The sequence below is a fragment of the Nocardioides sp. HDW12B genome, assembly GCF_011299595.1.
Classification (GTDB): Bacteria; Actinomycetota; Actinomycetes; order Propionibacteriales; family Nocardioidaceae; genus Marmoricola_A.
Genome location: NZ_CP049867.1, coordinates 108,165 through 131,338 on the forward strand (window position 1 = coordinate 108,165; position 23,174 = coordinate 131,338).

21 protein-coding genes are annotated in these 23,174 nt (G+C 73.8%); 12 read left to right on the forward strand and 9 right to left on the reverse strand.

Features of this window, described 5'->3' with window-relative positions; genetic code table 11:
- Nucleotides 1-3: 3 nt before the first annotated feature.
- Together G7072_RS00490 and G7072_RS00495 are read right to left on the reverse strand one after the other, a co-directional pair.
- Complete coding sequence (locus G7072_RS00490; RefSeq protein ID WP_166083697.1) at nt 4-603, reverse strand: hypothetical protein; 600 nt, start codon at nt 601-603, stop codon at nt 4-6.
- A gap of 49 nt (nt 604-652) precedes the next feature.
- Entirely contained in the window at nt 653-1,369 is a 717-nt protein-coding gene (locus tag G7072_RS00495; RefSeq protein WP_166083698.1) for a UbiA family prenyltransferase, read from the reverse strand.
- Between the two features lie 180 nt (nt 1,370-1,549).
- Here G7072_RS00495 and G7072_RS00500 point away from each other — a divergent pair, with 180 nt between their 5' ends.
- Complete coding sequence (locus tag G7072_RS00500) at nt 1,550-2,035, forward strand: CarD family transcriptional regulator (RefSeq protein WP_166083699.1); 486 nt, start codon at nt 1,550-1,552, stop codon at nt 2,033-2,035.
- Between the two features lie 183 nt (nt 2,036-2,218).
- Here G7072_RS00500 and ispF read toward each other — a convergent pair whose 3' ends face one another.
- Nucleotides 2,219-2,719, reverse strand: coding sequence for a 2-C-methyl-D-erythritol 2,4-cyclodiphosphate synthase (ispF, locus tag G7072_RS00505; RefSeq protein WP_166083701.1), 501 nt, complete (start codon nt 2,717-2,719; stop codon nt 2,219-2,221).
- Between the two features lie 101 nt (nt 2,720-2,820).
- Here ispF and G7072_RS00510 point away from each other — a divergent pair, with 101 nt between their 5' ends.
- Complete coding sequence (locus G7072_RS00510; RefSeq protein WP_240917073.1) at nt 2,821-4,467, forward strand: molybdopterin-dependent oxidoreductase; 1,647 nt, start codon at nt 2,821-2,823, stop codon at nt 4,465-4,467.
- Between the two features lie 3 nt (nt 4,468-4,470).
- On the opposite strand, the gene G7072_RS00515 is transcribed toward G7072_RS00510, so the two are convergent.
- Nucleotides 4,471-5,811: a peptidase C39 family protein gene (locus G7072_RS00515; RefSeq protein ID WP_166083703.1), complete on the reverse strand. Its 1,341-nt coding sequence runs from the start codon at nt 5,809-5,811 to the stop codon at nt 4,471-4,473.
- A 94-nt stretch (nt 5,812-5,905) separates the two neighbouring features.
- Between G7072_RS00515 and cysS the strand changes: the two genes are divergently transcribed.
- Nucleotides 5,906-7,312: a cysteine--tRNA ligase gene (gene cysS / locus G7072_RS00520; protein ID WP_166083704.1), complete on the forward strand. Its 1,407-nt coding sequence runs from the start codon at nt 5,906-5,908 to the stop codon at nt 7,310-7,312.
- A gap of 64 nt (nt 7,313-7,376) precedes the next feature.
- Nucleotides 7,377-8,330, forward strand: coding sequence for a 23S rRNA (guanosine(2251)-2'-O)-methyltransferase RlmB (gene rlmB / locus G7072_RS00525; protein ID WP_166083706.1), 954 nt, complete (start codon nt 7,377-7,379; stop codon nt 8,328-8,330).
- A gap of 183 nt (nt 8,331-8,513) precedes the next feature.
- Here the strand turns inward: rlmB and G7072_RS00530 are convergent, their stop codons facing one another.
- Entirely contained in the window at nt 8,514-9,452 is a 939-nt protein-coding gene (locus tag G7072_RS00530) for a type IV toxin-antitoxin system AbiEi family antitoxin domain-containing protein (RefSeq protein ID WP_166083707.1), read from the reverse strand.
- A gap of 201 nt (nt 9,453-9,653) precedes the next feature.
- Complete coding sequence (locus G7072_RS00535; protein ID WP_166083708.1) at nt 9,654-11,045, reverse strand: mercuric reductase; 1,392 nt, start codon at nt 11,043-11,045, stop codon at nt 9,654-9,656.
- Nucleotides 11,046-11,119: 74 nt separating this feature from the next.
- Here G7072_RS00535 and G7072_RS00540 point away from each other — a divergent pair, with 74 nt between their 5' ends.
- Entirely contained in the window at nt 11,120-12,613 is a 1,494-nt protein-coding gene (locus tag G7072_RS00540; protein ID WP_166083709.1) for an amino acid permease, read from the forward strand.
- A 41-nt stretch (nt 12,614-12,654) separates the two neighbouring features.
- Complete coding sequence (locus tag G7072_RS00545; RefSeq protein WP_166083710.1) at nt 12,655-13,800, forward strand: acyl-CoA dehydrogenase family protein; 1,146 nt, start codon at nt 12,655-12,657, stop codon at nt 13,798-13,800.
- 112 nt (nt 13,801-13,912) lie between these two features.
- On the opposite strand, the gene G7072_RS00550 is transcribed toward G7072_RS00545, so the two are convergent.
- A complete protein-coding gene (locus tag G7072_RS00550) occupies nt 13,913-14,695 on the reverse strand; it encodes a helical backbone metal receptor (protein WP_240917074.1) in 783 nt (260 codons plus the stop codon).
- A 98-nt stretch (nt 14,696-14,793) separates the two neighbouring features.
- On the opposite strand from G7072_RS00550, the gene G7072_RS00555 reads away from it, so the two are divergent.
- The 4 genes from G7072_RS00555 to G7072_RS00570 are packed head-to-tail and all read left to right on the forward strand — an operon-like array spanning nt 14,794 to nt 18,117.
- Nucleotides 14,794-15,429, forward strand: coding sequence for a hypothetical protein (locus G7072_RS00555; protein WP_166083711.1), 636 nt, complete (start codon nt 14,794-14,796; stop codon nt 15,427-15,429).
- Complete coding sequence (locus G7072_RS00560) at nt 15,429-15,719, forward strand: hypothetical protein (protein ID WP_166083712.1); 291 nt, start codon at nt 15,429-15,431, stop codon at nt 15,717-15,719. Before G7072_RS00555 ends, G7072_RS00560 begins: the two co-directional genes overlap by 1 nt.
- A complete protein-coding gene (locus tag G7072_RS00565) occupies nt 15,716-17,509 on the forward strand; it encodes an alpha/beta hydrolase (protein WP_166083713.1) in 1,794 nt (597 codons plus the stop codon). Before G7072_RS00560 ends, G7072_RS00565 begins: the two co-directional genes overlap by 4 nt.
- On the forward strand, nt 17,509-18,117 hold the full coding sequence (locus G7072_RS00570; RefSeq protein WP_166083714.1) for a hypothetical protein: 609 nt from the start codon (nt 17,509-17,511) through the stop codon (nt 18,115-18,117). The genes G7072_RS00565 and G7072_RS00570 overlap by 1 nt, the downstream gene beginning before the upstream one ends.
- Nucleotides 18,118-18,126: 9 nt before the next feature.
- Here the strand turns inward: G7072_RS00570 and G7072_RS00575 are convergent, their stop codons facing one another.
- On the reverse strand, nt 18,127-19,053 hold the full coding sequence (locus tag G7072_RS00575) for a M15 family metallopeptidase (RefSeq protein WP_166083715.1): 927 nt from the start codon (nt 19,051-19,053) through the stop codon (nt 18,127-18,129).
- A gap of 80 nt (nt 19,054-19,133) precedes the next feature.
- Nucleotides 19,134-20,918, reverse strand: a complete 1,785-nt coding sequence (locus G7072_RS00580) for an NHL domain-containing thioredoxin family protein (RefSeq protein WP_166083716.1) — start codon at nt 20,916-20,918, stop codon at nt 19,134-19,136.
- Between G7072_RS00580 and G7072_RS00585 the strand changes: the two genes are divergently transcribed.
- Both G7072_RS00585 and G7072_RS00590 read left to right on the forward strand, forming a co-directional pair.
- Nucleotides 20,917-22,536 (forward strand): FAD-binding oxidoreductase, encoded by a 1,620-nt coding sequence (locus tag G7072_RS00585; protein WP_166083717.1) that lies wholly within the window; start codon nt 20,917-20,919, stop codon nt 22,534-22,536. The two genes, G7072_RS00580 and G7072_RS00585, sit on opposite strands and share 2 nt — an antisense overlap.
- Before the next feature lie 37 nt (nt 22,537-22,573).
- Nucleotides 22,574-23,158, forward strand: coding sequence for an antibiotic biosynthesis monooxygenase (locus G7072_RS00590; RefSeq protein WP_166083718.1), 585 nt, complete (start codon nt 22,574-22,576; stop codon nt 23,156-23,158).
- The last annotated feature ends 16 nt before the right edge of the window (nt 23,159-23,174 follow it).

The following is a 23,174-nucleotide window of genomic DNA, read 5'->3' on the forward strand; positions in this document are numbered from 1 at the left end:
GGCTCAGCCTTCCGAGGAGGGGGATTCCGAGGGGGACTCCGACGGCTCGGCGGAGGGCTCCTCCGAGCTGCTCTCCGAGGAGCCGGAGCTGGGCAGGGTCACGTCAGCGAAGTCCTCGCCCGGCACGACGACCGGCACGTTGAGGTCGACCTCGTCGCCGTTGCTGAACGACATCGTCAGGCGCACGTAGTCGCCGATCTCGACGCCCTCGCCGGTGGCGCTGATGACCGCGGAGCCCTCGTCGGCGAGCTGCAGGAAGCCGCCGGCCGGGACGACCGTGTCGCCGCCATCGCTGCCGAACTGCACCTCGGCGTCCTCCTCCACGCCCTGGACGCCCTGCAGCTCGACGTCCTCGTCGGCCTGGCTGGCGAGCCCGGCGATGAGGCGGCCGGAGCCGTCGGACTCGGCGACCACGAGCGCGTTGAGCACGTCGATGTCGGTGCTGCGGTCGTTGACGCCCTGCGCCGGCGTGTACACCTGGTCGGTCTGGGCGCCGAAGTTCACCGAGCAGGCGGCGAGCAGCGGGGTCGCGAGGGTGAGAGCGAGCAGGCGGCGGGCCCGGGACCGCGGCGCGGCGACGGGGCGGAGGCGAGAGGCGGTCACGCGCCCGAGTCTAGGGGAACCGGTACGCCGAGGGGCGGCCCCGTCCGGGCTACTGGGTCAGCCCGGGGCCGAGCCCGGCCGCGACGATCCCGCCGAGGACCGCGACCGTCCAGACGCCGGACAGCACGAGCAGCTTCCCGGCCCCGATCTTGAGCGCGATCATCAGCGGGAAGGTGCGCAGCCCGATGCGGTTGTCGCCGACGAGGTCCTGCAGGGCCAGGATCACGTGGACCCCGACGCCGAGCAGCCCGGCCAGCACCGTCATGAGGACGGTGGGCGGTCCGCCGTGGACACCGCCGCCCCACCCGCCGTACGACAGGAAGGCGGGGAGCAGGGCGAAGCTGATCGCCCACGGCAGGAAGGACAGCCGCGTGGTCTTGATGCGCGTGCAGTAGGCCCACGCCGCCAGCACCGACAGCAGGTGCGCGACCCCGGCGACCGTGCCGTTCGAGATCGACAGCGGGACGAGCACACAGGTGGCGCACGCGACGGTGAACGTGACGGTGCCGCCGTCGACCCAGCCCTGGGCCACCGGCTTGTCCAGACGGCCGGCCGCCGCGTCGCGTCGGCGGTCGGCGGCGTCGTTGAGCCAGCCCGCGGTGAGGCGGCCGAGGAGGACGGTGGCGAACACCAGCGCCACCTCGCGCAAGGGCCGCCCGATCAGCACGGCCCCGAGGGTCACCCCGACCGCGATGACCAGCGATTCTCCGGGGTGGGAGGCCCGGAGGAGGGACAGGGCGAAGCCGGGCCGCTTGCGTTTGGACATGGCCCGAAAACTAGCGGTCGGAGGCACCCGCGCGAGGCCGAACGGGGCCCGCAGGAGCCGCCGCCAGCACACGGATGCGGGACCTGTCAAGCCCTCGCACCGCCTCTGACCTGCGGAAACGGTCTCCTACCACTCCGATCGGCGTGTTAAACTGGTCACCTAGGAAAGGGTTCTTCACATATGACTTTCACCGTCGGCGAAACGGTTGTCTACCCCAACCACGGCGCAGCCGTGATCGAAGATATCGAGACCCGCACGATCAAGGGTGAGGACCGCGAGTACCTCGTCCTCCGGATCGTCGCCCAGCAGGACCTGGTGGTGCGCGTCCCCGCGTGCAACCTGGATCTCGTGGGGGTCCGCGACGTGGTCGACAAGGAGGGACTCGACAAGGTGTTCGACGTCCTCCGCATGGCCCACGCCGAGGAGCCGACCAACTGGTCGCGCCGCTACAAGGCCAACCTGGAGAAGCTGCACTCCGGTGACGTCATGAAGGTCGCCGAGGTCGTGCGCGACCTGTGGCGCCGTGAGCGTGACCGTGGCCTCTCCGCCGGCGAGAAGCGCATGCTGGCCAAGGCCCGGCAGATCCTGGTCTCCGAGCTCGCGCTGGCCGAGAGCACCAACGAGGACAAGGCTGAGGCCCTCCTCGACGAGGTCCTCGCCTCCTGAGGGTCGCCCCCTCACTGTCATCGACGGCCGTCTCCCGCCGGGGAGGCGGCCGTCGCCGCTTTTGTCGGGGGTCGGTGGGCTGTCGGTTTCACTAGGTACCTAGTGATTCTGGCGCTTCCCGAGCGAAGTTTCGTCAGGGAAGCGCCGGTTTCACTAGGTACCCAGTGAAACCGACACCACCCCTCAGCGCGCGACGAGGGCGGTGGCGATCGCGGCGACGCCCTCACCACGGCCGGTCAGGCCGAGACCGTCGGTGGTGGTCGCCGAGACGGTGACCGGGGCGCCGGCGGCCTCCGAGAGGGTGGCCTCGGCCTCGGCCCGACGTGGTCCGAGCCTCGGGCGGTTGCCGATGACCTGGACCGCCACGTTGCCGATCGTGAACCCGGCCTCCCGCACGCGACGGGCGGTCTCGGCGAGCAGGGCGACCCCGGAGGCGCCGGCCCACGCCGGGTCGGAGGTGCCGTAGTTCGACCCCAGGTCGCCGAGCCCGCAGGCCGAGAACAGCGCGTCGCACGCCGCGTGCGCGGCCACGTCGGCGTCCGAGTGCCCGTCCAGGCCGTGCGTCTCGTCCTCGAAGTGCAGCCCCGCCAGCCACATCGGGACGCCCTCGGCGTAGGCGTGGACGTCCACGCCGATGCCGGTGCGGGGCAGGGGGAGCGGGGCCGAGACGGCGGGGTCGTCCATGGCCGCATCATGGCACCGCCGGGCCGGGCGTGAGCGCGCCACGACACCGCGCGCCCGCAGCGGCGACCCTCCGCCGACCGCCCATGGGCCACCATGGAGCGGTGAGCCCGTCCCCGACCCCGCCTCCTGCGGACGCGCGCGCCTCCCGCCGTACGTCGATCCCGGGGCAGTCCCTGCTCGCGGGGGTGCTGACCGGCGTGGCAGGCCTCGCCGTCAGCCTGGCGGCCGCTGCGCTGCTCAACGAGCGGCTGTCCCCGGTGACGGCGGTCGCCGAGGGGATCGCCGAGATCACCCCCGGCAAGCTCGTCGAGGTCGCCATCTCTGCGGTCGGCACGTGGGACAAGCCGCTGCTGGTCGGCGGGGTCGTCCTCGGGCTGCTCGGACTGTCCGCCGCGGCCGGTGCACTGGCCGGGCGCAGCGTGCGCCGCGGCCAGCTGGTCTTCCTCGTCATGGGGCTGCTCGCGCTCGCCGCCGTGCTCGGCCCCGGCGGCGGGGCGACCTCGGCGGTCGTGCCGGTGCTGGCCGGGACGATCACCTGGCTGGCCGTGCTGCCCGTCCTCGTGCCGCCGTCGGCCAGCCGCGGCGAGACGGTCGGAGAGCCCGCCCGCCACCGCGAGACGGCCGGCGGGACGGAGGAGCTCGGCGGGACAGCGGGCCGGGCAGCGCCGGCCAGCGACGCGAGCCGGCGGACGTTCCTGGTCCGCGCCGGGGTGGTCGCCGGGCTGTCGCTGGCCGTCGGGGCCGGCGCCCAGCTGCTGGGGCGCCGCCGCCGGCTGGTCGAGGCGGCCCGGTCCCGCCTGCGGCTGCCCGCCTCGCGCGGCGCCCTGCCGGACGGCGTCGAGCTGGGTCCCGACGGACCGGCGGGGCTGACGCCGTGGCGCACCCCGAACAACGACTTCTACCGCATCGACACCGCCTTCGCGGTGCCCGCCGTCGACGTCGACACCTGGCGGCTCCGCATCCACGGGATGGTCGAGGAGGAGGTCACCGTCAGCTTCGCCGACCTGCTCGACGCGGAGCAGACGGAGGCCTGGGTGACCCTGTGCTGCGTGTCGAACGAGGTCGGCGGCGACCTCATCGGCAACGCCTGGTGGAGCGGCGTCCGGGTGGCCGAGCTGTTGGCCCGCGCCCGACCGCTGCCCGGCGCCGACGCGGTGCTGCAGACGTCCGAGGACGGCTGGACCTGCGGCACGCCGCTGAGCGCCCTCACCGACGACCGCCACGCCCTCCTGGCGGTGGCGATGAACGGCGAGCCGCTGCCGCTCGAGCACGGCTTCCCGGTGCGGATGGTGGTGCCGGGGCTCTACGGCTTCGTCTCGGCGACCAAGTGGGTCGTCGACCTCGAGGTCACGCGCTTGGACGAGATCGAGGCCTACTGGACGACCAACGGCTGGGCCGAGCAGGCGCCGATCCGCACGCAGTCGCGCATCGACGTGCCGCGGGCCAACCAGCGGGCCGACTCCGGCACGCTCGCCGTCGGCGGCGTGGCCTGGTCGCAGCACCTCGGCATCGAGCGCGTCGAGGTCCGCCTGGACGGCGGCGCCTGGACCGAGGTCGGGCTCGCCGCCGCCGGGCCGGACGACGACACGTGGGTGCAGTGGGCCGGCAGCGTCGAGGTCGACCCGGGCGTGCACACGCTGGCGGTGCGGGCCACCGACCGGTCCGGCTACACCCAGACCGGCGTGCGCCGCGACGTCGTGCCGGACGGCGCCACCGGCTGGCACACCGTGGAGCTCACCGTCGAGTAGGGCTCACCAGTTGCTCTGCACCATGTTGTCGGGCAGCGGGTGCTCCTCATCGTGGACGACGTAGACGATGCCGCCGGAGCCACCGGTCCCGGAGGAGTCGCGGCGCAGCCAGGCGGTCTCGAACTGGGTGCGGTCGTAGACGCGGCGCACGCCGGCCCTCGAGTCGGCCGCCGGGTCGTTGACCACGACGTCGCCGGCCCGGGTGAAGCCGGCGATGACCAGCAGGTGGCCGTTCGACGAGGAGATCGGGGCGCCGCGCAGCTCGCCCGCCCCGAAGCGGATCGAGGCCACGAGCGGGATGCCTACGTTGACGAACCGCTCCACCTCGCGCAGGTTGCGCAGGCGCGTGACGAAGGCCGAGCCGGTGCGCGAGGCGGCGTACGCGGTGTTGAACGGCCACGTCCCCGTGCCGCCGTACGACGTGTCGTAGGTCGCCCGCGCGACCTGGGCCACCTCGGGGTCGGGGTGGCCCGCGCGCACCCAGGAGTACGACGACTCCGGCGGCAGGGCGTCGTAGTAGGCCAGCACCATCGCGGTGGCGGTCGGGGAGCACCAGGCCTCGCCACCGCCGCCGTACTGGCGGTAGCTGCCCTTGTGGACCATCTGGCTGTAGCGCGGGACCGGCAGCACCGCACCGAGCGCCTCGCCGCGGTGCGAGCCGGCCAGCGAGGTCGCGACGCGCTGCACCGACGGCAGCCGCGACACCATCGCGCCCACGGTCTCGACCCGCGGGGAGACGGCGTCGACGCCCGGGCGCTTCAGCGCGACCCGGACCTGCCAGGCGGAGGCACCCGGCGCCAGCCAGGTGTCGTAGAGGACGCGGCCGAGGTCGTCGCTCTGGGAGGCGCCGCTGCTGCGGCGGACGTGCTCGTCGCCCTTGGCCCAGACGGAGATGGTGTCCCACGAGGAGACGCCGTCGGTGGACCGGGCCCGGACCTCGACCTCGATCGAGGACGCGCCGGGGGTGGCCGCCTCCCAGGACGGAACGAGCTCGGTGAGGGAGAAGCCGGGACGGACCCACGGCGAGGTCCAGCGGCCGGTCAGTGCGCGGTCGCCGGCGGCGTTGGTGCCGATCTTGAGGGCGCCGCCGCGCACCTCGGTGCGGGTGAAGGTCCCGCGGTCGCCCAGGTCGTCGGTCGCGTCCGTCAGGCCGGTCGTCGGGCCGGTCGTCCACTGCCGGAAGGCGACGTCGCGGGGGAGCGGGCGCTCGAGCGAGGCCAGGTGCGGCGGGTCGGCCGTCGCGGTGGCGAGGACGGGGAGGCCGGACAGGCTCGCCACGCCGGGCAGCGCGGAGGCCACCGCGGCGAGGCTCAGGGGAAGAATGAGGTGACGGAGGGGACGCATGGGCTCCAGGCTAGTTCCCATCCGTCACACAGGTGTACTTCTGTCCCATTCGTCGCTGGGATGGACAGGTCCGCGCTCGCCGTACGATTGACCGGTGACGATCAGGCTCTACGACTCGGTGACCCGCGAGGTGCGCGACTTCGTCCCCCAGCAGGAGGGACGGGCGGGCGTCTACGTCTGCGGCCTCACGGTGCAGTCGGAGCCTCACGTCGGCCACGTCCGCTCGGGGGTCAACTTCGACGTGCTGCGCCGCTGGCTGACGCACCGCGGGCTCGAGGTCACCTTCATCCGCAACGTCACCGACATCGACGACAAGATCCTCGTGAAGTCGGCCGAGCAGGGCCGGCCCTGGTTCAACCTCGCCTACGACATGACCCGCGCGCTGACCTCGGCGTACGACGCCCTCAACGTGCTCCCCCCGACCTACGAGCCGCTGGCGACCGGGCACGTCCCGGAGATGCTGGCGCTCATCGAGCGGCTGATCGAGCGTGGCCACGCCTACCCGGCCGCCGACGGCTCCGGCGACGTCTACTTCGACGTGATGTCGTGGCCGGCGTACGGCGAGCTCTCGGGGCAGCGGGTCACGGAGATGGAGGCGGCGGCCGACGCCGACCCGCGCGGCAAGCGGGACCCCCGCGACTTCGCGTTGTGGAAGGGCCGCAAGGACAGCGAGCCGGAGACCGCGTCGTGGCCCTCGCCGTGGGGACCGGGGCGTCCCGGGTGGCACATCGAGTGCTCGGCGATGGCGCGGAAGTACCTCGGCCCGTCCTTCGACATCCACGGCGGCGGCGACGACCTGCGCTTCCCGCACCACGAGAACGAGCAGGCGCAGTCGCGGGCGGCCGGCGACGGCTTCGCCACCACCTGGATGCACAACGCCTGGATCACCACCGCCGGCGAGAAGATGAGCAAGTCGCTCGGCAACTCCCTCACGATTCCCGCCGTGCTGCAGCGCACCCGCGCGATCGACCTGCGCTTCTACCTCGTGGCGGCGCACTACCGCTCGCACGTCGAGTTCAGCTTCGAGGCGCTCGACGAGGCGGCCGCCGGGTTCGGCCGCGTCGAGAACTTCCTCGAGCGGGCCGCGACCGTGCTCGGCGAGGTGCCGCTCGGCACGCCCTGCGCCGACTTCGTGACGGCCATGGACGACGACCTGGGCACCCCGGCGGCCGTCGCGGCCGTCCACGAGGTCACCCGTGAGGGCAACCGGCTGCTCGCCGGGGGCGCCTCCGACGCGCTGCGCGGCGCCGCCGGGTCGGTGCGCGCGATGCTCGGCGTGCTCGGCGTCAACCCGTTCGACCCCCACTGGGCGAGCGGCGGGTCCGACGACGCCCGGCTGCGCGAGGCCGTCGACGTCCTGGTCGCCGGGCTGCTCGAGCAGCGTGCCGAGGCCCGGGCCGCGAAGGACTTCGCCACCGCCGACACGCTGCGCGACCGCATCAAGGCCGCCGGCATCGAGGTCGAGGACGGCCCGTCCGGCTCGACCTGGTCGCTGGCCTGAGACCCCGCCGCCCACCGGCGGCCCCCGCACCCGCGCCACCTCGGCGTACGACGAAAGGCAGCAGATGCCCGGCAACTCCTCCCGCAAGGGCGCCATCCGCAAGACCAGCAAGGGCAACCCGACCGCGGGGTCGGGGGGCCGGGTCCGTCGCGGGCTCGAGGGCCGGGGGCCGACGCCGAAGGCCGCCGAGCGCGAGAACCACAAGGCCTACAAGGCGAAGAAGCGCTCCGAGCGCGACGCCCCGAAGACCGCGCCGCGACGATCCAAGGGCGGCGACACCGAGTGGATCGCCGGCCGCAACTCCGTCGTCGAGGCGCTGCGGGCCGAGGTGCCCGTCACCGGCGTGTACGTCGCGGAGGGGGCCGAGCGTGACGGCCGGCTCCGGGAGGCGTTCAAGCTCGTCGCCGAGCGGGGCATCCCGCTGCTCGAGGTCACCAAGCGCGAGCTGGACCGGCTGACCGACGGCGCGGTGCACCAGGGGCTGACGGCGAAGGTGCCGGCCTACGAGTACGCCCACCCCGACGACCTGCTGCGGCTGGCCAAGGAGTCCGGCGCGCCGCCGCTCATCGTGGCGCTCGACTCGGTCACCGACCCGCGCAACCTCGGGGCGGTCGTGCGCAGCGCGGCTGGCTTCGGCGCGCACGGCGTCGTGGTGCCCGAGCGTCGGGCCGCCGGGATGACGGCGTCGGCCTGGAAGACCTCCGCCGGGGCGGCCGCCCGGGTGCCCGTGGCCCAGTGCGTGAACCTGACCCGGCAGCTGAAGGCCTACCAGGACGCCGGCTGCATGGTCGTGGGGCTCGACGCCGACGGGGAGGTCTCGCTGCCCGACCTCGACCTCGCCGACGGGCCGCTCGTGCTCGTGGTCGGCGCCGAGGGCGGGGGACTGTCCCGGCTGGTGGCCGAGACCTGCGACCAGCTCGTCTCCATCCCGATGGCGCACCAGCTGGAGTCGCTCAACGCCGGCGTGGCCGCCGGGGTGGCTCTCTACGGCATCGCCCAGCGCCGCGCCGGCGCCTGACCTCTCCTGACCCACCTGGCAGTCACCGCGGACCGGCCGGCCCGCCCCACCGACACCAGCGGCATCACGTAGGTCGCCGTACGCCGGGATCGTGTGCGCCTGAAGCCACCAGGTGACACGGAACGCACACGGTCGTGGGTAGGCACGCGAGAGGGCGAGCGGCGCCCCGACGTCGTGTCCGGCTCATGCGCAGAAGCGGCAGGCCTGCATCTCGCCGTCCCAGCCGCACACCGTCCTGAGCAGGCGTCCGACCCGCTCGGCGGTCCAGCACGCCCGGCCGAAGACCTGGCCGTAGGAGATCCGCGAGGTCCGGCGACGGTCCGCCGCCGCCTCGAGGTCACGGTCGAAGTCGGCGTCGCGCCCCCGGGCCGAGTCGTGTCCCAGACGGCCGTCCAGCTCCATGACGAGACCGCCGTCGTACTCCACGTCCTCGAACGCCGATCGACCCCCCGGCCCGACCACCCGGACCTGACGCCGCCCGACCGGCAGGCCGTGCGGCCTCTCGACCCTGGTCAGGTAGCCGTGCTCGAGAACGGAGCAGGCGCCGGTGACGACATCGGCGAGAACGTCCTCCAGGAACGTGCGACGCCGCAGTCGGGGACGGTTCCGCGCGGTCACGAGCAACCTCTCGGCGGTCGTGCGTCGGCTCTGCACCGCGCGGGTGAGCTCGTCGACGACACCCAGCACGTCGACCGCCCGGTCGGCGAGATCGACGGTGGCGTCCTCGACACGCATCCGGGGTGGAGAGCCCACGACGACCAGCCCGTCCCACCCACGCCGGCGACGCACCTCCACACCCGCGAGGCCCTGACGTCCGGAGGCCGTGAACGGCACCACGACCTCGACGACGTCCAGCGCTCCCCTGGCGACAGCCACCCCGCCGAGGCACTGGGCCGCCCGGCCAGCGAGCACCCCGCCGGAGACCGCGAGCGACGCGGCCCACAGCCGCTGCCGGTCGGACAACGGGCCGGTGTGCGTGACGTAGACGCCGGGATGGACCGGTGACAGCTCGCGGCGACGCACCATCCGTCGGACGTCGTGCGGTTGCAGGCCGCACTCCAGGAGCTGAGTCCGACTCACGGCGCCGTCCTGAGCGGCGAGCACGGGTGAGAGGAGGTCCATGGCAGGACTGTGGTCCGAGGAGGCATCGAGGGGGTGCGCCGTCGGCCGGCCTGTGGAGAACCGGGCCGATGGCCACCGCCTGGGACACCGCTGTGCCGTCCGCCGCCCCCCGGCCGGCCCGGGACCGTGTGCACCTGGAGTCACCAGGTGACTCGACGTGCACACGATCGCCGGATGAGGCTGCCCGGAGGGTCGGCGCGGTCAGCCGGGGGAGGCGAGGGAGGCGACGAAGGTGGGGAGGAACTCGGTCACGGTGGGGTGGATCGGCAGCCACGTCGTGATCTCGGTGACCGGCACCTTCGCGTGCATCATGAGGCTGAACAGCTGTGCCAGCTCGTCGCCGCCGATGCCGAGGCAGGCCGCCCCGAGCACCTGGTCGTCCTCGCCGACGAGCAGCTTCACCAGCCCGTCGGTCTCCCCGTCGAGCACGGCGCGCGTCACGCCGGACATCGGTGTGCTCGACACGCGGTACGGCGTACCGGCGCGCTTCAGCTGGTCCTCGCTCGCGCCGACCCGGCCGAGCGGCGGGTCGGTGAAGAGCGCGTAGGTCATGACCCGGCCGCCGACGGTGCGCGAGCCGCCGGTGAGGTGGTCGCCGAGGATCTCGCCGTCCTGGTACGACGTGTGGGTGAACGCCCCGCGGCCGTTGACGTCCCCGAGGGCGTAGACGCCGGAGACGTTCGTGGCGAACACCTCGTCGGTCTCGACGTAGCCGCGGTCGTCGGTCGAGACCCCCACGGTGTCGAGCCCCAGGTCGTCGCTGTTGGGCACCCGACCGGCGGCCACCAGGACGTGGCTGGCGTCGAGCTCGGTGCCGTCGGCCAGCGCCACGAGCACCCCGGCCCCGCCCCGCGACACCCGGTCGACCTCGACGCCGGTCAGCACCGTCATGCCCTCGTCGCGCAGGAAGGCTGCGACCGCCTCGCTGACCTCGGCGTCCTCGCGGCTGATGACCCGCTCGCCCCGCTCCACGACCGTGACCCGCGCCCCGAAGCGCGAGAAGACCTGGCCGAGCTCGAGCCCGATGTAGGAGCCGCCCAGCACCACGAGGTGCGAGGGCAGCTCGGTCACGTCGAGGATGCCGTGGTGGTCCATCCAGGGCACGTCGTCGAGGCCGTCGATCGGCGGCGGCACCGAGCGGGCGCCGGTGTTGAGCACCACGCGCCGGGCGGTCAGCGAGCGGCCGTCGACGTCGACGTGGTGGGAGCCGTCGGAGGTCCCGACCAGGCGGGCCCGCCCGTGCAGGTAGTCGATGCCCTCGGCGCCCTCGACCCAGTCGACGCTGGAGGCCCGCCAGCCGTCGATGAGCGAGTCCTTGCGGCCGATGGCCTCGGCGAGGTCGACCCGGACGCCGTCGACGTGCACCCCGAGACCGGCGCTGCTGCGCGCGACGTGGGCCGCGCGCGCCGTACCCCGCAACGCCTTGGTGGGACGGCAGCCGGAGTTGAGGCAGGTGCCGCCGAAGCGGTCCTGCTCGACGAGCGCGACCCGCTCACCCTCGCCGGCGAGCGTGGCGGCGAGCCCGGGACCCGCCTGGCCGGCGCCGATGACGATCGTGTCGTAGTGCGCGTCCGAGGCGGCGTCAGTGCTCATGCACCCGACGCTAGCGGCCGGGTCCCGACGCGAACAGATGCGCGAGGAGCGCCCGCGGGTCTACCTTCGCTCCCATGAGTCTCTGGCGCACCAAGAGCATCGAGCAGTCCATCCGTGACACCGACGACCCGGACCACAAGCTCCGCAAGGACCTCGGGGCGCTGGACCTCATGGTCTTCGGCGTCGGCGTCATCATCGGCGCCGGCATCTTCGTGCTCACCGGCACGGTCGCGGCGTCGAACTCCGGGCCGGCCCTGGCGCTGAGCTTCGTGATCGCCGCGGTCGCCTGCGGGCTGGCCGGGCTCTGCTACGCCGAGTTCGCCTCGACGGTGCCGGTGGCGGGCAGCGCCTACACGTTCAGCTACGCCACGCTCGGCGAGCTGGTCGCCTGGATCATCGGCTGGGACCTCGTGCTCGAGTTCACCATCGGCTCGGCCGCGCTGGCCTCGAGCTTCTCCGGCTACCTGCAGAACGTGCTCGACGGCGTCGGCGTCACGCTGCCGACCCAGCTGTCCTCGGCGTCCGAGGGCTTCGTCGACCTGCCGGCGGTGCTCTGTGCCCTGCTCGTGATGGCCCTGCTGATCCGCGGCACCAAGCTGTCGAGCCGGTTCAACCAGGTCGTGGTGGCGATCAAGCTGCTCGTGGTCCTCATCGTCATCGTCGTCGGCGTCACCCTCATCGACACCTCCAACTGGGTGCCGTTCATCCCCGAGTCGCAGCCCGTGCCGGAATCCGGGGGCGGCTTCCGCGACCTGCCGCTGATCACCAGCCTCTTCGGCATCGAGCCGGCGATCTTCGGCGTCGCCGGAGTGGTCGCCGGCGCGGCGGTCGTGTTCTTCGCGTTCATCGGCTTCGACATCGTCGCGACCACGGCCGAGGAGGCCAAGAACCCGCAGCGCGACGTGCCGATCGGCATCCTCGGCTCGCTCGCCGTCGTCACCGTGCTGTACGCCGCGGTCAGCCTCATCGTCACCGGCGTCCAGAGCTACGAGGACATCGACCCCAACGACGCCGCTCCGCTGGCGACCGCCTTCGACGCGGCCGGGGTGGAGTGGATGGGCGACGTCATCGCGGTCGGTGCCTGCATCGGACTCATCGTGGTGGCGATGATCCTCATGCTGGGCCAGAGCCGGGTGGCGTTCGCGATGGCCCGCGACGGTCTGCTGCCGGCGAAGCTCGCGCAGGTGCACCCGCGGTTCGGTACGCCGCACCGCATCACGCTCATCACCGGCACCGTCGTGGCCGTGATCGCCGGCTTCGTCGACCTGGCCACGCTGGCCAACCTGGTCAACATCGGCACGTTGTTCGCCTTCATCCTGGTGTCCATCGCGGTCGTCGTGCTGCGGCGTACACGACCCGACCTGCCGCGCGCCTTCCGCACCCCGGCCGCCCCGCTGGTGGCCGGCCTGGCGGTGCTGCTGTGCCTCTACCTGATGCTCAACCTGACCGGTGAGACATGGGAGCGCTTCCTCATCTGGATGGCGCTCGGCGTCGTCGTCTACTTCGCCTACGGTCGGCGCCACAGCCGGTTGGGCCGTGAGACACTGGAGCGTCGTACCAGTCAGTAACTTGCGGGGCGCCGACTCCGCGCGAGCAGTGAGGTAGGCGAATGAAGCGCGAGATCTACGACGAGGACCACGAGGCCTTCCGGGGCTCGGTGCGGGAGTTCCTGGACCGCTCCGTGAAGCCCCACCTCGAGGAGCACCTCGAGAACAAGGCCCTGCCGCGCGACTTCTGGATCGAGGCCGGCACGCAGGGCTTCCTCGGCCTCGAGGTGCCCGAGGAGTTCGGCGGGTCCGAGGCGGGCGACTACCGCTTCAACGCCGTGCTCATGGAGGAGCTCTCCCACGTCAACGCCGCGCTCAGCTCGTGCGTGGGCATCCACGCCGACATCGTGGCGCCGTACCTCGTGGAGCTGACCAGCGACGAGCAGAAGAAGCGCTGGCTGCCCGGCGTCGCGAGCGGCGAGCTGCTGACCGCGATCGGCATGACCGAGCCCTCCGGCGGCTCCGACCTGGCGGCGCTGAAGACCAGCGCGGTGCGCGACGGCGACGACTGGGTCCTCAACGGCTCGAAGACCTTCATCACCAACGGCTACTCCGCGGACCTCGTCGTCGTGGCGGCGCGGACCTCGCCGGAGAAGAAGGCGCGCGGCATCACGCTGTTCGGCGTCGAGACGTCCAAGGACGGCTACTCCAAGGGCCGCAAGCTCGACAAGGTCGGCCAGACCGAGTCCGACACCGCGGAGATGTTCTTCGAGGACCTGCGCTGCACCGACGACGACATCGTCGGCGAGCTCGACAACGGCTTCATCCACATGATGCAGAAGCTGCCGCAGGAGCGCCTCGGCTGCGCCATCTCGAACCTGGCGCACGCGCGGCAGATCCTCGTCGAGACGCTGGAGTACTCCAAGGAGCGCAAGGCCTTCGGCCAGGGCGTCGGGTCCTTCCAGCACAACAAGTTCCTGATCGCGGAGATGTTCACCCAGGTCGACGTGACCCAGGCGTACGTCGACCAGTGCGTGGTCGCCCACGACCGCAAGGAGCTCACCGCCATCGACGCCGCCAAGGCGAAGTGGTGGACCTCGCAGGTGCAGAACGAGATCCTCGACCACTGCGTGCAGCTGCACGGCGGCTACGGCTACATGAACGAGTACCGCGTGGCCCGCGCCTGGCGCGACGCCCGCGTCTCCAAGATCTGGGCCGGCTCCAACGAGATCATGAAGGAGCTCATCGGCCGCGACCTCGGCCTCTGAGGCCTCCGGTTTCCCACGGTATGCAGGAAAACTGGCACTCCCCACGGCGTACGCACCGTGGGGAGTGCCAATTCGGCTGCATACCGTGGGAAACCGGCATCCGCCCGGGGGGTCAGGGGCGCAGCGTCGGATCGTCGGCGGCCGCGAGCAGTGACGGGCCGTACCAGGTCAGCAGCCGCCCGCTGACCAGCCGGGTCGGTACGTCGAACGCCTCCGGCCCGTCCTCGGCGGTGAACACGTAGGGCTCGTCAGGCAGCAGCACCACGTCGGGGCCGGCGGCCTCGAGGTCGGCGACGGTCACGGTCGGGTAGCGGTCGGCACCGGGCCCGCCGTCGGCGTACACGTTCTGCCAGCCGAGCCGGCGCAGCAGGTCGTCGGTGAAGGTGTGGCGCCCGACGACCATCCACGGGTCACGCCAGATCGGCATCGCGACGCGGGCGGCGACGGGCGGCACCGGCCGGTCCCAGCGCCGCTCGACCTCCTCCAGCCACGCCGGGACGCCCCACCCGAGCGCCTCGTCGAAGATCCGCTCCATCGCCGTCAGCGCCTGCGGCAGCGTCTCGATCACGCTGACCCACACCGGGACGCCGGCGTCCCGGAGACGGCGTACGTCGAGCTCGCGGTTCTCCTCGCGGTTGCACACGACGAGGTCCGGCTCGAGGGCCCGGATCGCAGCCAGGTCGGGGTTCTTGGTGCCCCGCACCCGGGCGACGTCGAGGTCGGCGGGGTGGGTGCACCAGTCGGTGGCGCCGACGAGGGCGTCGGGGCGGGTCCGCGCGATCGCCTCGGTCAGCGAGGGCACCAGCGAGACCACCCGACGGGCCGGCGCGGGGACGTCGACCAGGGCTCCCAGGTCGTCGCGGGAGGGGCGCGGGGGCACGTCTGACCGGGTCACCCGTCCCACAGTAGGGCGGGGCCGTGACGGGCCGACGCCCGCGGTGACGCGCGACCCCCGGCGTTTGGCGACCCGGGTCGACGGGGCACCCTGAGGGGGTGAACCTGCGACGCGTACCCGCCCCGACCGGCGACCCGTTCTGGGACACCCTGCTGCGTCGGCACCCCGACCTCGAGCTCGTGCTGCTCCCTCCGGAGCAGCCGGAGCCCCCGGCCGCGGAGTCCCGGCCCCTGCTCGACGAGGTGACCCTGGAGGCCGTACGCCGCGCGTTGCGCGTCGCGGTCGACGCCGTCCTGGCCCGCGTGGGCGTCGACGTCGAGTCCGTCGTCGCTCAGCAGACCGAGCGGCTCGCGGCCGGTGCCACCCGGGGCACCGTGTCGGTCCACGTGCGCCGCGTCGTGCCCGGAGGGGCCGACGAGGCCTCGCCGCGCGAGGTCGTCGAGGCCCTGCGCGAGGACCGGTGGGACGTGAGCGACCACCCCGGTGTCGTCCACCGTGTGGTGGCGTCCCGAGCCGACCTGCCCGCCGGTCGCGGCGGGCTCCGTGTCGGGGTCACGGTCGTGGTCGGCCTGGCCCGCACGACGGGCTCGTTGCAGATCGAGGCGGAGACCGTGGACCTGCCGGTCGGCGAGGCCGCGGCCCGGGCCCTGCTGGACGCCCAGCGACGCGAGCGTGAGAAACCCGCGACCGACGACGACACCGACGCGCGCGACGCGAGCCAGGGGGACGACTGATGGAGGTGCCACTCACGCTCGGTGACACGGCACGGCTGTGGGACGAGCAGAACATCGACCTGACGTCGGCGGCCTCGCAGGTCGGCGACGCCTCGACCGCCGGCTTCAGCGACGCCGTCACGGGCTCGGCGAGCACCTTCGCCAGCACCTGGCGGGGACTGATCGACGACCTGGCCGGCGCGGCCGAGCGGCAGGCGGACTCCCTGCGGGGGGCCCTGGCCGACTACATGGGCGTGGACCTGTCGGTCGAGCAGTCCTTCCTGCCGCCCGAGCTGCAGGAGTACCGGTGAACGACGCCGCAGGGGGAGGGGGAGCGCCGGGGGCGCTGATCGTGCCCGAGGCGCCGCTGCCGGACGCGGTGCCGCACTTCGACGCCGACCCGGCCTCGGTGACCGCCTTCGGTGAGGACCTCCGCGCCGGGTCGACCCAGATCGACGACTTCGGCGGCTTCGTGCCCGGCCAGGCCCAGGTGCCGGAGTGGACCGGCGACGCGGGTGCGGCGTACCACGCGGACATCCGTCCGCAGGGCCGTCAGGCCGACGCGATGTCGCTCGCGCTGCGCAACGTCGCCCACCGGGTGCTGCGGCACGCCGACCAGCTCACGGCGCTGGTGCGCGACCACGAGGACCTGGTGACCGACCGGACGCGCCTCAACGAGACCGTCATCGCCTTCAACGCCGGCATCGACGGCTCGCCCGCGGCGCAGGTGCCCGCGCTGCAGGAGCGGTCGCGCGAGCTGACCGGGCAGGTCTCGTCCCTCAACGGCCGGATCTCGTCGTGGAAGCAGCGGCTGGCCACCGAGGAGAGCGAGATGCGCGAGGCCTTCCGCGGCGCGCTCACCCTCGAGCAGGTGGACCAGCGCTGGGGCGGGGTGGCCGACCCCGCCGACGCCGCCCTGGCCCGCCGCCCGCCCTCGGGCGCCTCGCCGACCGACGTCAACGCCTGGTGGGACTCGCTCACCGAGGCCGAGCAGCAGGCCATCATGGCGGCCGCGCCCGGCAGCATCGGCAACCTCGACGGCATCCCCGCCTCCGCGCGCGACGAGGCCAACCGGGTCTCGCTGTCGCGCGACCTCCACGAGCTGGAGATGCTCGAGGAGGCCGGCACGATCACGTACGACGAGCGCCAGCTGCTCGAGAACGCCCGAGCGGCCCGCGACGCGATCGAGAACGCCGAGGGACGGATCGACCCGCAGACGCTCGAGCCGGTCGACAGCATCCTCTACATGTACGACCCCGGTGCGTTCGGCGGCGACGGGCGCATGGCACTGACGTACGGCGACCCGGACACGGCTGACCACGTCAGCGTGCACGTCCCGGGCATGACCACCGACATGACCAGCGCGGTCGGCAACGGCGACGACGCCTGGGCGGCCTACGCCGCCTCACGCTCGGACACCACCGACACCGTGGCGACGATCGCCTGGATCGGTTATGACGCTCCTGACAATTATGTGTTCAACGGGGGCGGGCTCGACATCCTCCAGGTGGCGGGCGAGGGTCTGGCCGAGGACGGCGGCGCGCGCCTTGCCGACACCATGGCCGGTCTCGACGCCATCCGTGACGACGACCCGCACGTGACCGTGGTGGGCCACAGCTACGGCTCGACCACCACGGCGCACGGAGCGGCCGACGAGGGGCTCAGCGGCGTCGACGACATCGTGCTCATCGGGTCCCCGGGCGCCGGCGACGACAACCGGGCCGACGACCTCGGCGTCGACGAGGACAACGTCTGGGTCGGCACCAACAGCTCCGACCCGGTCAGCTACCTCGGCGACGAGGGCTACGTCGGCGGCATCGGCACGCTCGGCCACGACCCGGCGGACCGCGACTTCGGCGGCACCCGCTTCCAGGCTGAGGACACCGAGCGCTTCGACGGCTACAACTACTCGATCGACCAGCACACGTCCTACTACGAGCAGAACTCCGAGTCGCTCTACAACATCAGCCAGATCATCACCGGCCAGACCGACGACGTGCAGTCCGCCGAGGTGCGCTACGACCCCTGGTACTGGGAGGTCGTCGACCCCGAGGCCGACCGCGACGTCACCAACCCCGACACCGGGTCGTGGGAGGAGTGATGCGGCCCCTCGCTCGGCGTACGACGGGAGGGGCGCGCGCCGCAGCCGCGTGCCTGCTGGTCCTCGGAACCGTGGCGGGGTGCGGCGGCGGGGACGAGCCCGGCGACCCCCCGGCCTCGGCCGGCTCGGGCGACGAGCTCGACGGCGACCAGCTGCGCGCCGCCGTCGAGGAGGACCAGGGCTCCGTCGACCGGCTGACCGAGGAGGTCGCACCCGTGCTCGCCGAGGCCGTGGGCGGTCGGGTGCTGGGCGCCTACGGCAACGTCGAGGGCTGCAACGGCGGCTCGTTCGAGGGCTCGACCGCCTACGGCTACCAGGTGCAGGGAAGGCTCGTCGGCTTCACCGCCACCGACCAGGCCGACGTCGCCGCTGACGTCGAGTCCGCGCTGGCCGACGCCGGCTGGACCGGGACCGAGGTCATCGAGACCACCCCCGGCCGCACCGGGGTCGAGGGCTCCAGCGGCGGGGCCCAGGTCAACCTGACGCTGAGCGACGAGCTGCCCGGCGCGCTGTTCACGGTGCGCGGGCGCTGCCTGCCGGTGACCGACGACGGCCGCGAGGCCGTGACCGACCTGACCGGGTCGCGCGAGGTCATCGCTAAGCAGTGACGCCTCGCGTCACCCGCCGGTGAGCGAGAAGTGCTGGTAGTCCTTCAGCGACCGGTAGTCGCCACCCCACTGCCAGCCGACCGCGGCGAAGGCCGCCACCACGGGGCCGCCGGCGCGCACGAGGCCGGGCGCGCGACGGTCGCGGTCGAGGTACGCCGACGCGAGCTCGGGCAGCACCAGCTCACCCCGGACGTAGGGGTTCTGGAACGGGTTGACGTCGACCGCGCGGCCGTAGGCGTGCTCGGAGTACGACGTGCCGCCGGTGACCGGGCGGCACACGAACGCCCCGGTGTTGTTGCCGTCGCCGGTGGGTGGGGCGTCGAGCTCGTCGCGTCGGGTGATCCGCAGCTCCTCGAGCGGGAAGCGGGCCCGCCAGAGCCGCGCGAACACCGTCGTGAGGTCGTCGGCCACGTCGGCCGCCACCAGCAGCTCGCCGGTGTGCCGCTCGCCGTCGAAGCCGCGGAAGGCGACCCGCAGCCAGCGGAGGTCGCTCCGGGCGACCGGGCAGGCGGGCTGCCACGTCGAGCGGGCGATCACGGCGTCGGGGACCCGGGTCGTGCGAGCCGCGAAGCCGTCCCCGGGCAGGGGGTCCAGGGTGTCGGGCAGCGTGAACCGTCGGGTGCGGAGCTCCGGCGGGGTGGGACGGGCGGCGGCGTACCCGTCCGGGCCCTCGGGCAGCACCCGCGTGCCCAGCCAGGGCGGCGGCACGGTCCCGGGCGCCGGGTCGGGCGCCGGGTCGGGCGCCGGGTCGGGCGTGCGCCCGGGTGCCGGCGCCCCCGGCGGCTCGGAGCGCTCGGAGCGCTCGGAGCGCTCGGCCCGATCAGGCCGTCCGGAGGGCGGATCGGAGCGAGGGTCGTCCCCGGAGCCGCCCGGCGAGCAGCCGCCCAGGACCACGACGAGCAGCGTCGCGAGCACCGACCTGCCGGGGGACCCCATGGCGCCCAGGGTAGGTCGGTGCGCGTGCGGCGGATCGAGGTCGCCGGGCGGATCGGACCCACCGCGCGACCGGGGCCGGCTCAGGTGCCGGCGAGCGGGAGGGTCAGCACCGCCGGGGCGTCCGCGGCGACCCGGACCGGCACGCCCCAGTCCTGCTGGTGCAGGTGGCAGGCCGCGCCCTCACCACCCGCCTCGTCGCAGGAGGCGGCCCGGGCGGCGACGTGCAGCACGCCGTCGCCGACGGCCGGGTCGAGCACGAGCCGCCGGGTCAGCTCGGTGCCCCGGCCCTCGCCCTCACGGATCAGCTGCGCCGGGGTGGCGGAGACCAGCAGCTGCGACGGCGGTCCGAAGCGGTCGTCGACCTTCTGCCCCGGCGGCGGCGTGAAGTCGACGACGAGCTCGACGGTGGCCCCGACCTCGGTCACCGGCCGCTGGGTGGTGTGGGCGAAGCCGTCGACGCGGGCGTGCGCCCCGAGCGGTACGGCGGTCAGCCGGTGGGCGGTGGACTCCACCACGACCAGCCGGTCCCCGTCGACGTAGGCCGCGGAGGGCTCGGCCAGCCCGGTGGCCAGTGTCGTGGCCTGGCCGTCGGCGATCCGGCGGACGGCGCCGTTGTAGGTGTCGCAGACGGCCACCGAGCCGTCGGGCAGCGCGGTCACCCCGAGCGGGTGCTGGAGCAGGGCCTGGTCGGTGGCGCCGTCGCGGAAGCCGAAGTCGAAGAGCCCGGTGCCCACGACGGTGTGCACCGACCCGTCCTCGACGTACCGCACGCTCGAGGACTCGCTGTCGGCCAGCCACAACCGGTCGCCGGCCGCCGCGAGCCCCGACGTCTGCGCGAACCACGCGTCCGCGAGCGGGCCGTCGAGCAGGCCCTCGTTGGTCGTGCCGGCGGCCACCGCGCACGCGCCGGTCCGGGGGTCGAAGGTCCACAGCTGGTGCACGCCCGCCATCGCCACCCACGCCCGGTCCTGCCACCACGCGACCGACCAGGGTGAGGAGAGCCGACCGTCCTGCCCGGGGGCGCCGGGGAACAGCTGATCGCCGGTGCCGGCGACCGTCGACACGACGCCGTCGGCGAGGCGCACCCCGCGCAGCTCGTGGTTGACGGTGTCGGCGACGAGGACGTCGTAGCCGACGACCTCGGCGACCTCAGGCGGCAGCAGGCACAGGCCGTTGGGCTCGCTGAAGGCTGCCTCGCCGGGGCCGCCGTCGGCCAGTCCACGCTCGCCGGACCCGATCCGTCGGACCACGTCGAGGGTGCCGTCGAGCTCCACCAGCTGGTGGTGGCCCGCGTCGGCCACCAGCGCCCCGCCGCCGGGCAGCAGCACCGCGTCGGCCGGGAAGCGCAGGTCGCCGGGCACCGCCTCCGGCGCGACGTACGGCGAGCCCGCCGGCTGAAGCGTCCCCGTGGCGCGATGCTTTTCAGTCAGCTCGACAAGGAGTCGGTCGATCGCGTGCACGTGCCCCTCGCCGGCGTAGGTCGCGACGACGTACCCCTCGGGGTCGACCAGCACCAGCGTCGGCCACGCGCGGGCGGTGTAGGCCTGCCACGTGACGAGCTCCGGGTCGTCGAGCACCGGGTGGTGCACCTCGTAGCGCTCCACCGCGGCCGCCAGCGCCTCCGGGTCGGCCTCGTGGACGAACTTGGGGGAGTGCACCCCCACGACGACGAGCTCCTCGGCGTACGTCTCCTCCAGCGGGCGCAGCTCGTCGAGGACGTGCAGGCAGTTCACGCAGCAGAAGGCCCAGAAGTCCAGGAGCAGGAAGCGACCACGGAAGTCGGCGAGGGCGAGGTCGCGGCCGCCGGTGTTGAGCCACCCCCGTCCCCGCAGCTCGGGGGCCCGGACGTGCGCACGCGTGCTCATGGCTCCAGTGTCCCCGACCGGACACGCCGCGGCTCCCGGCACCGGCCTCGCCGAGACCGCCGCCGCCGACCCCGGGACGACGTACGCTCCCGGCATGCCCGGAACCCGGTGGAACACCACGACCACCCGCCGCGGCGCCCTGGCGCTCGGCGGTGCCGCCGCGCTCACGGCCTGCTCGCCCGTCCCGCCGCGCGGCTCCGACCTCGGCGTCCGCGTCAGGGCCCGCGACTGGCGGCGCCTGGCCGGTGCGGTGCGCGGCACCCTGACCCGCCCCGGTGACGCCGGCTACCGCAACGCCCGCCTCGTCGAGAACCCGGCCTTCGACGCCGCCCGACCCCTCGCGGTGCTGTCGGTCCGCTCCGCGGCCGACGTCGCCACGGGGCTGGCGTTCGCGCGCGAGCACGGCGTCGAGGTGGCGCTGCGCTCCGGGGGCCACAGCTACCCCGGCTGGTCGGCCGGGGACGGACGGCTCGTCGTCGACGTGCGTCCGCTGGCGACGGTGCGCCCCACCGCGGACGGCACCGGGGCGGTGATCGGCGCCGGTGCCTCGCTGGCGCGCGTCTACGAGACGCTCGCCGACCGGGGCCGCGGCCTGGCCGCCGGATCCTGCCCCACGGTCGGCATCGCCGGGCTGACCCAGGGCGGCGGCATCGGCATCGTCGGTCGCGCGCACGGTCTGACCTGCGACGCCGTCACCGCGATGCAGGTCGTCACCGCCGCCGGCGAGGTCGTCACGGCCAGCGCGCAGCAGGAGCCCGACCTGTACTGGGCCCTGCGCGGGGGAGGCGGCGGCCACCTCGGCGTCGTCACCTCCTTCACCGTCGACACCTTCGCCGCCCCCGCCGTCTCGACCGCGTTCCTGCAGTGGCCGCTCGCGGCGGCGGAGTCCGTCCTGCCGGCCTGGCAGGCGTGGGCACCGGCCGAGGACGCCCGCCTCTGGTCGACCCTGCGCGCCCTGTCGGGCACCGCCCACCGCGGCGGGCCGGTGCTGGCGCTGTCGGTGACCTGGACCGGTCCGGACACCGGGCTGGCCGCCCCGATGTCCCGCCTGCTCGCCGACGTCCCCCCTCCGACGGTGGACCGACGCCTGCGACGCACCTTCCGCGCCGTCACGCGGGCCTACGCCGGCTGCACCGACGTCCCCGTCGAGGACTGCCGATCCGCCCCGGCCGGCGCGCTCGCCCGCCGGCGCTTCGCCGCCACCTCGCACGTCGCCTACGACCCGCTGCCGGAGCGCGACGTCGGTCTCCTGGTCGACCGGCTCGCCGACGCCCACGGCTCCGGCCTCGTGGAGGCCGGCATCTCCCTCGACGTGCTCGGCGGCAGGATCGCCGACCCGGCCCCCGGGGACACCGCGTTCGTGCACCGTCAGGCGCTGGCCACGGTGCAGTACACCGCCACCCACCTCGCCGACGACCGGCAGCGGGCGGTCGGCTTCGTGCGCGGGTCGCGCGCCGCGCTGACCCCGGCCTGGGGGGAGCACGCCTACGTCAACTACGCCGACGCCGCGGTCGGTGACCACCGCACGGCGTACTTCGGGGCGAACGCGGTCCGCCTGGCCGCCGTGCGGCAGCGCTACGACCCGGACGGCTTCTTCACCCAGCCCCAGGGGTTCTGAGGCGGCCCGAACCCCTCGCCGGCCCTACGCTGGTGCGGTGACCACCGCCCCCGCCGACGTGCCCGTGACGGTCTCGATCACCCGCCGGGTCGACCCGGAGCACCAGGCCGAGATGGTGGCGTGGGTCCGCTCCGGCTCGCTGCTGGCCGAGCGCTTCGAGGGCTTCCTCGGCACCGGCTGGGTCCGACCCGGGCGCGACTCGGAGGTCTGGCACATGCTCTACCGCTTCGACAGCGGCGAGGCCTTGGCGCGGTGGGAGGCCTCGGACCAGCGCCGCTGGTGGCTGAGCTCGGCGCAGGGCATCGTCGAGGACACCCGGGTGGAGCGGCTGACCGGCATCGAGGGCTGGTTCGACCCGCCGGAGGAGTACGCCGTCGAGCAGCTCACCCCGACGCGTCCGCCCCGGTGGAAGCAGGCGGTGATGATCTGGTTCGCGTTCTTCCCGCTCAGCCTGGCCGTCACCGTGCTCGCGGGCTGGCTCGTGCCGGACCTGGCCGTCGTGCCCCGCGTCCTGCTGAGCACCATCGTGATGACCCCGGTCATGACCTACCTCGTGCTGCCGTTCCTCACGACCCGCCTCGAGTGGTGGCTGCACGGTCGTCCCGCGCCCTGGCGGCGGTGACGCGGCCACCCGGGGG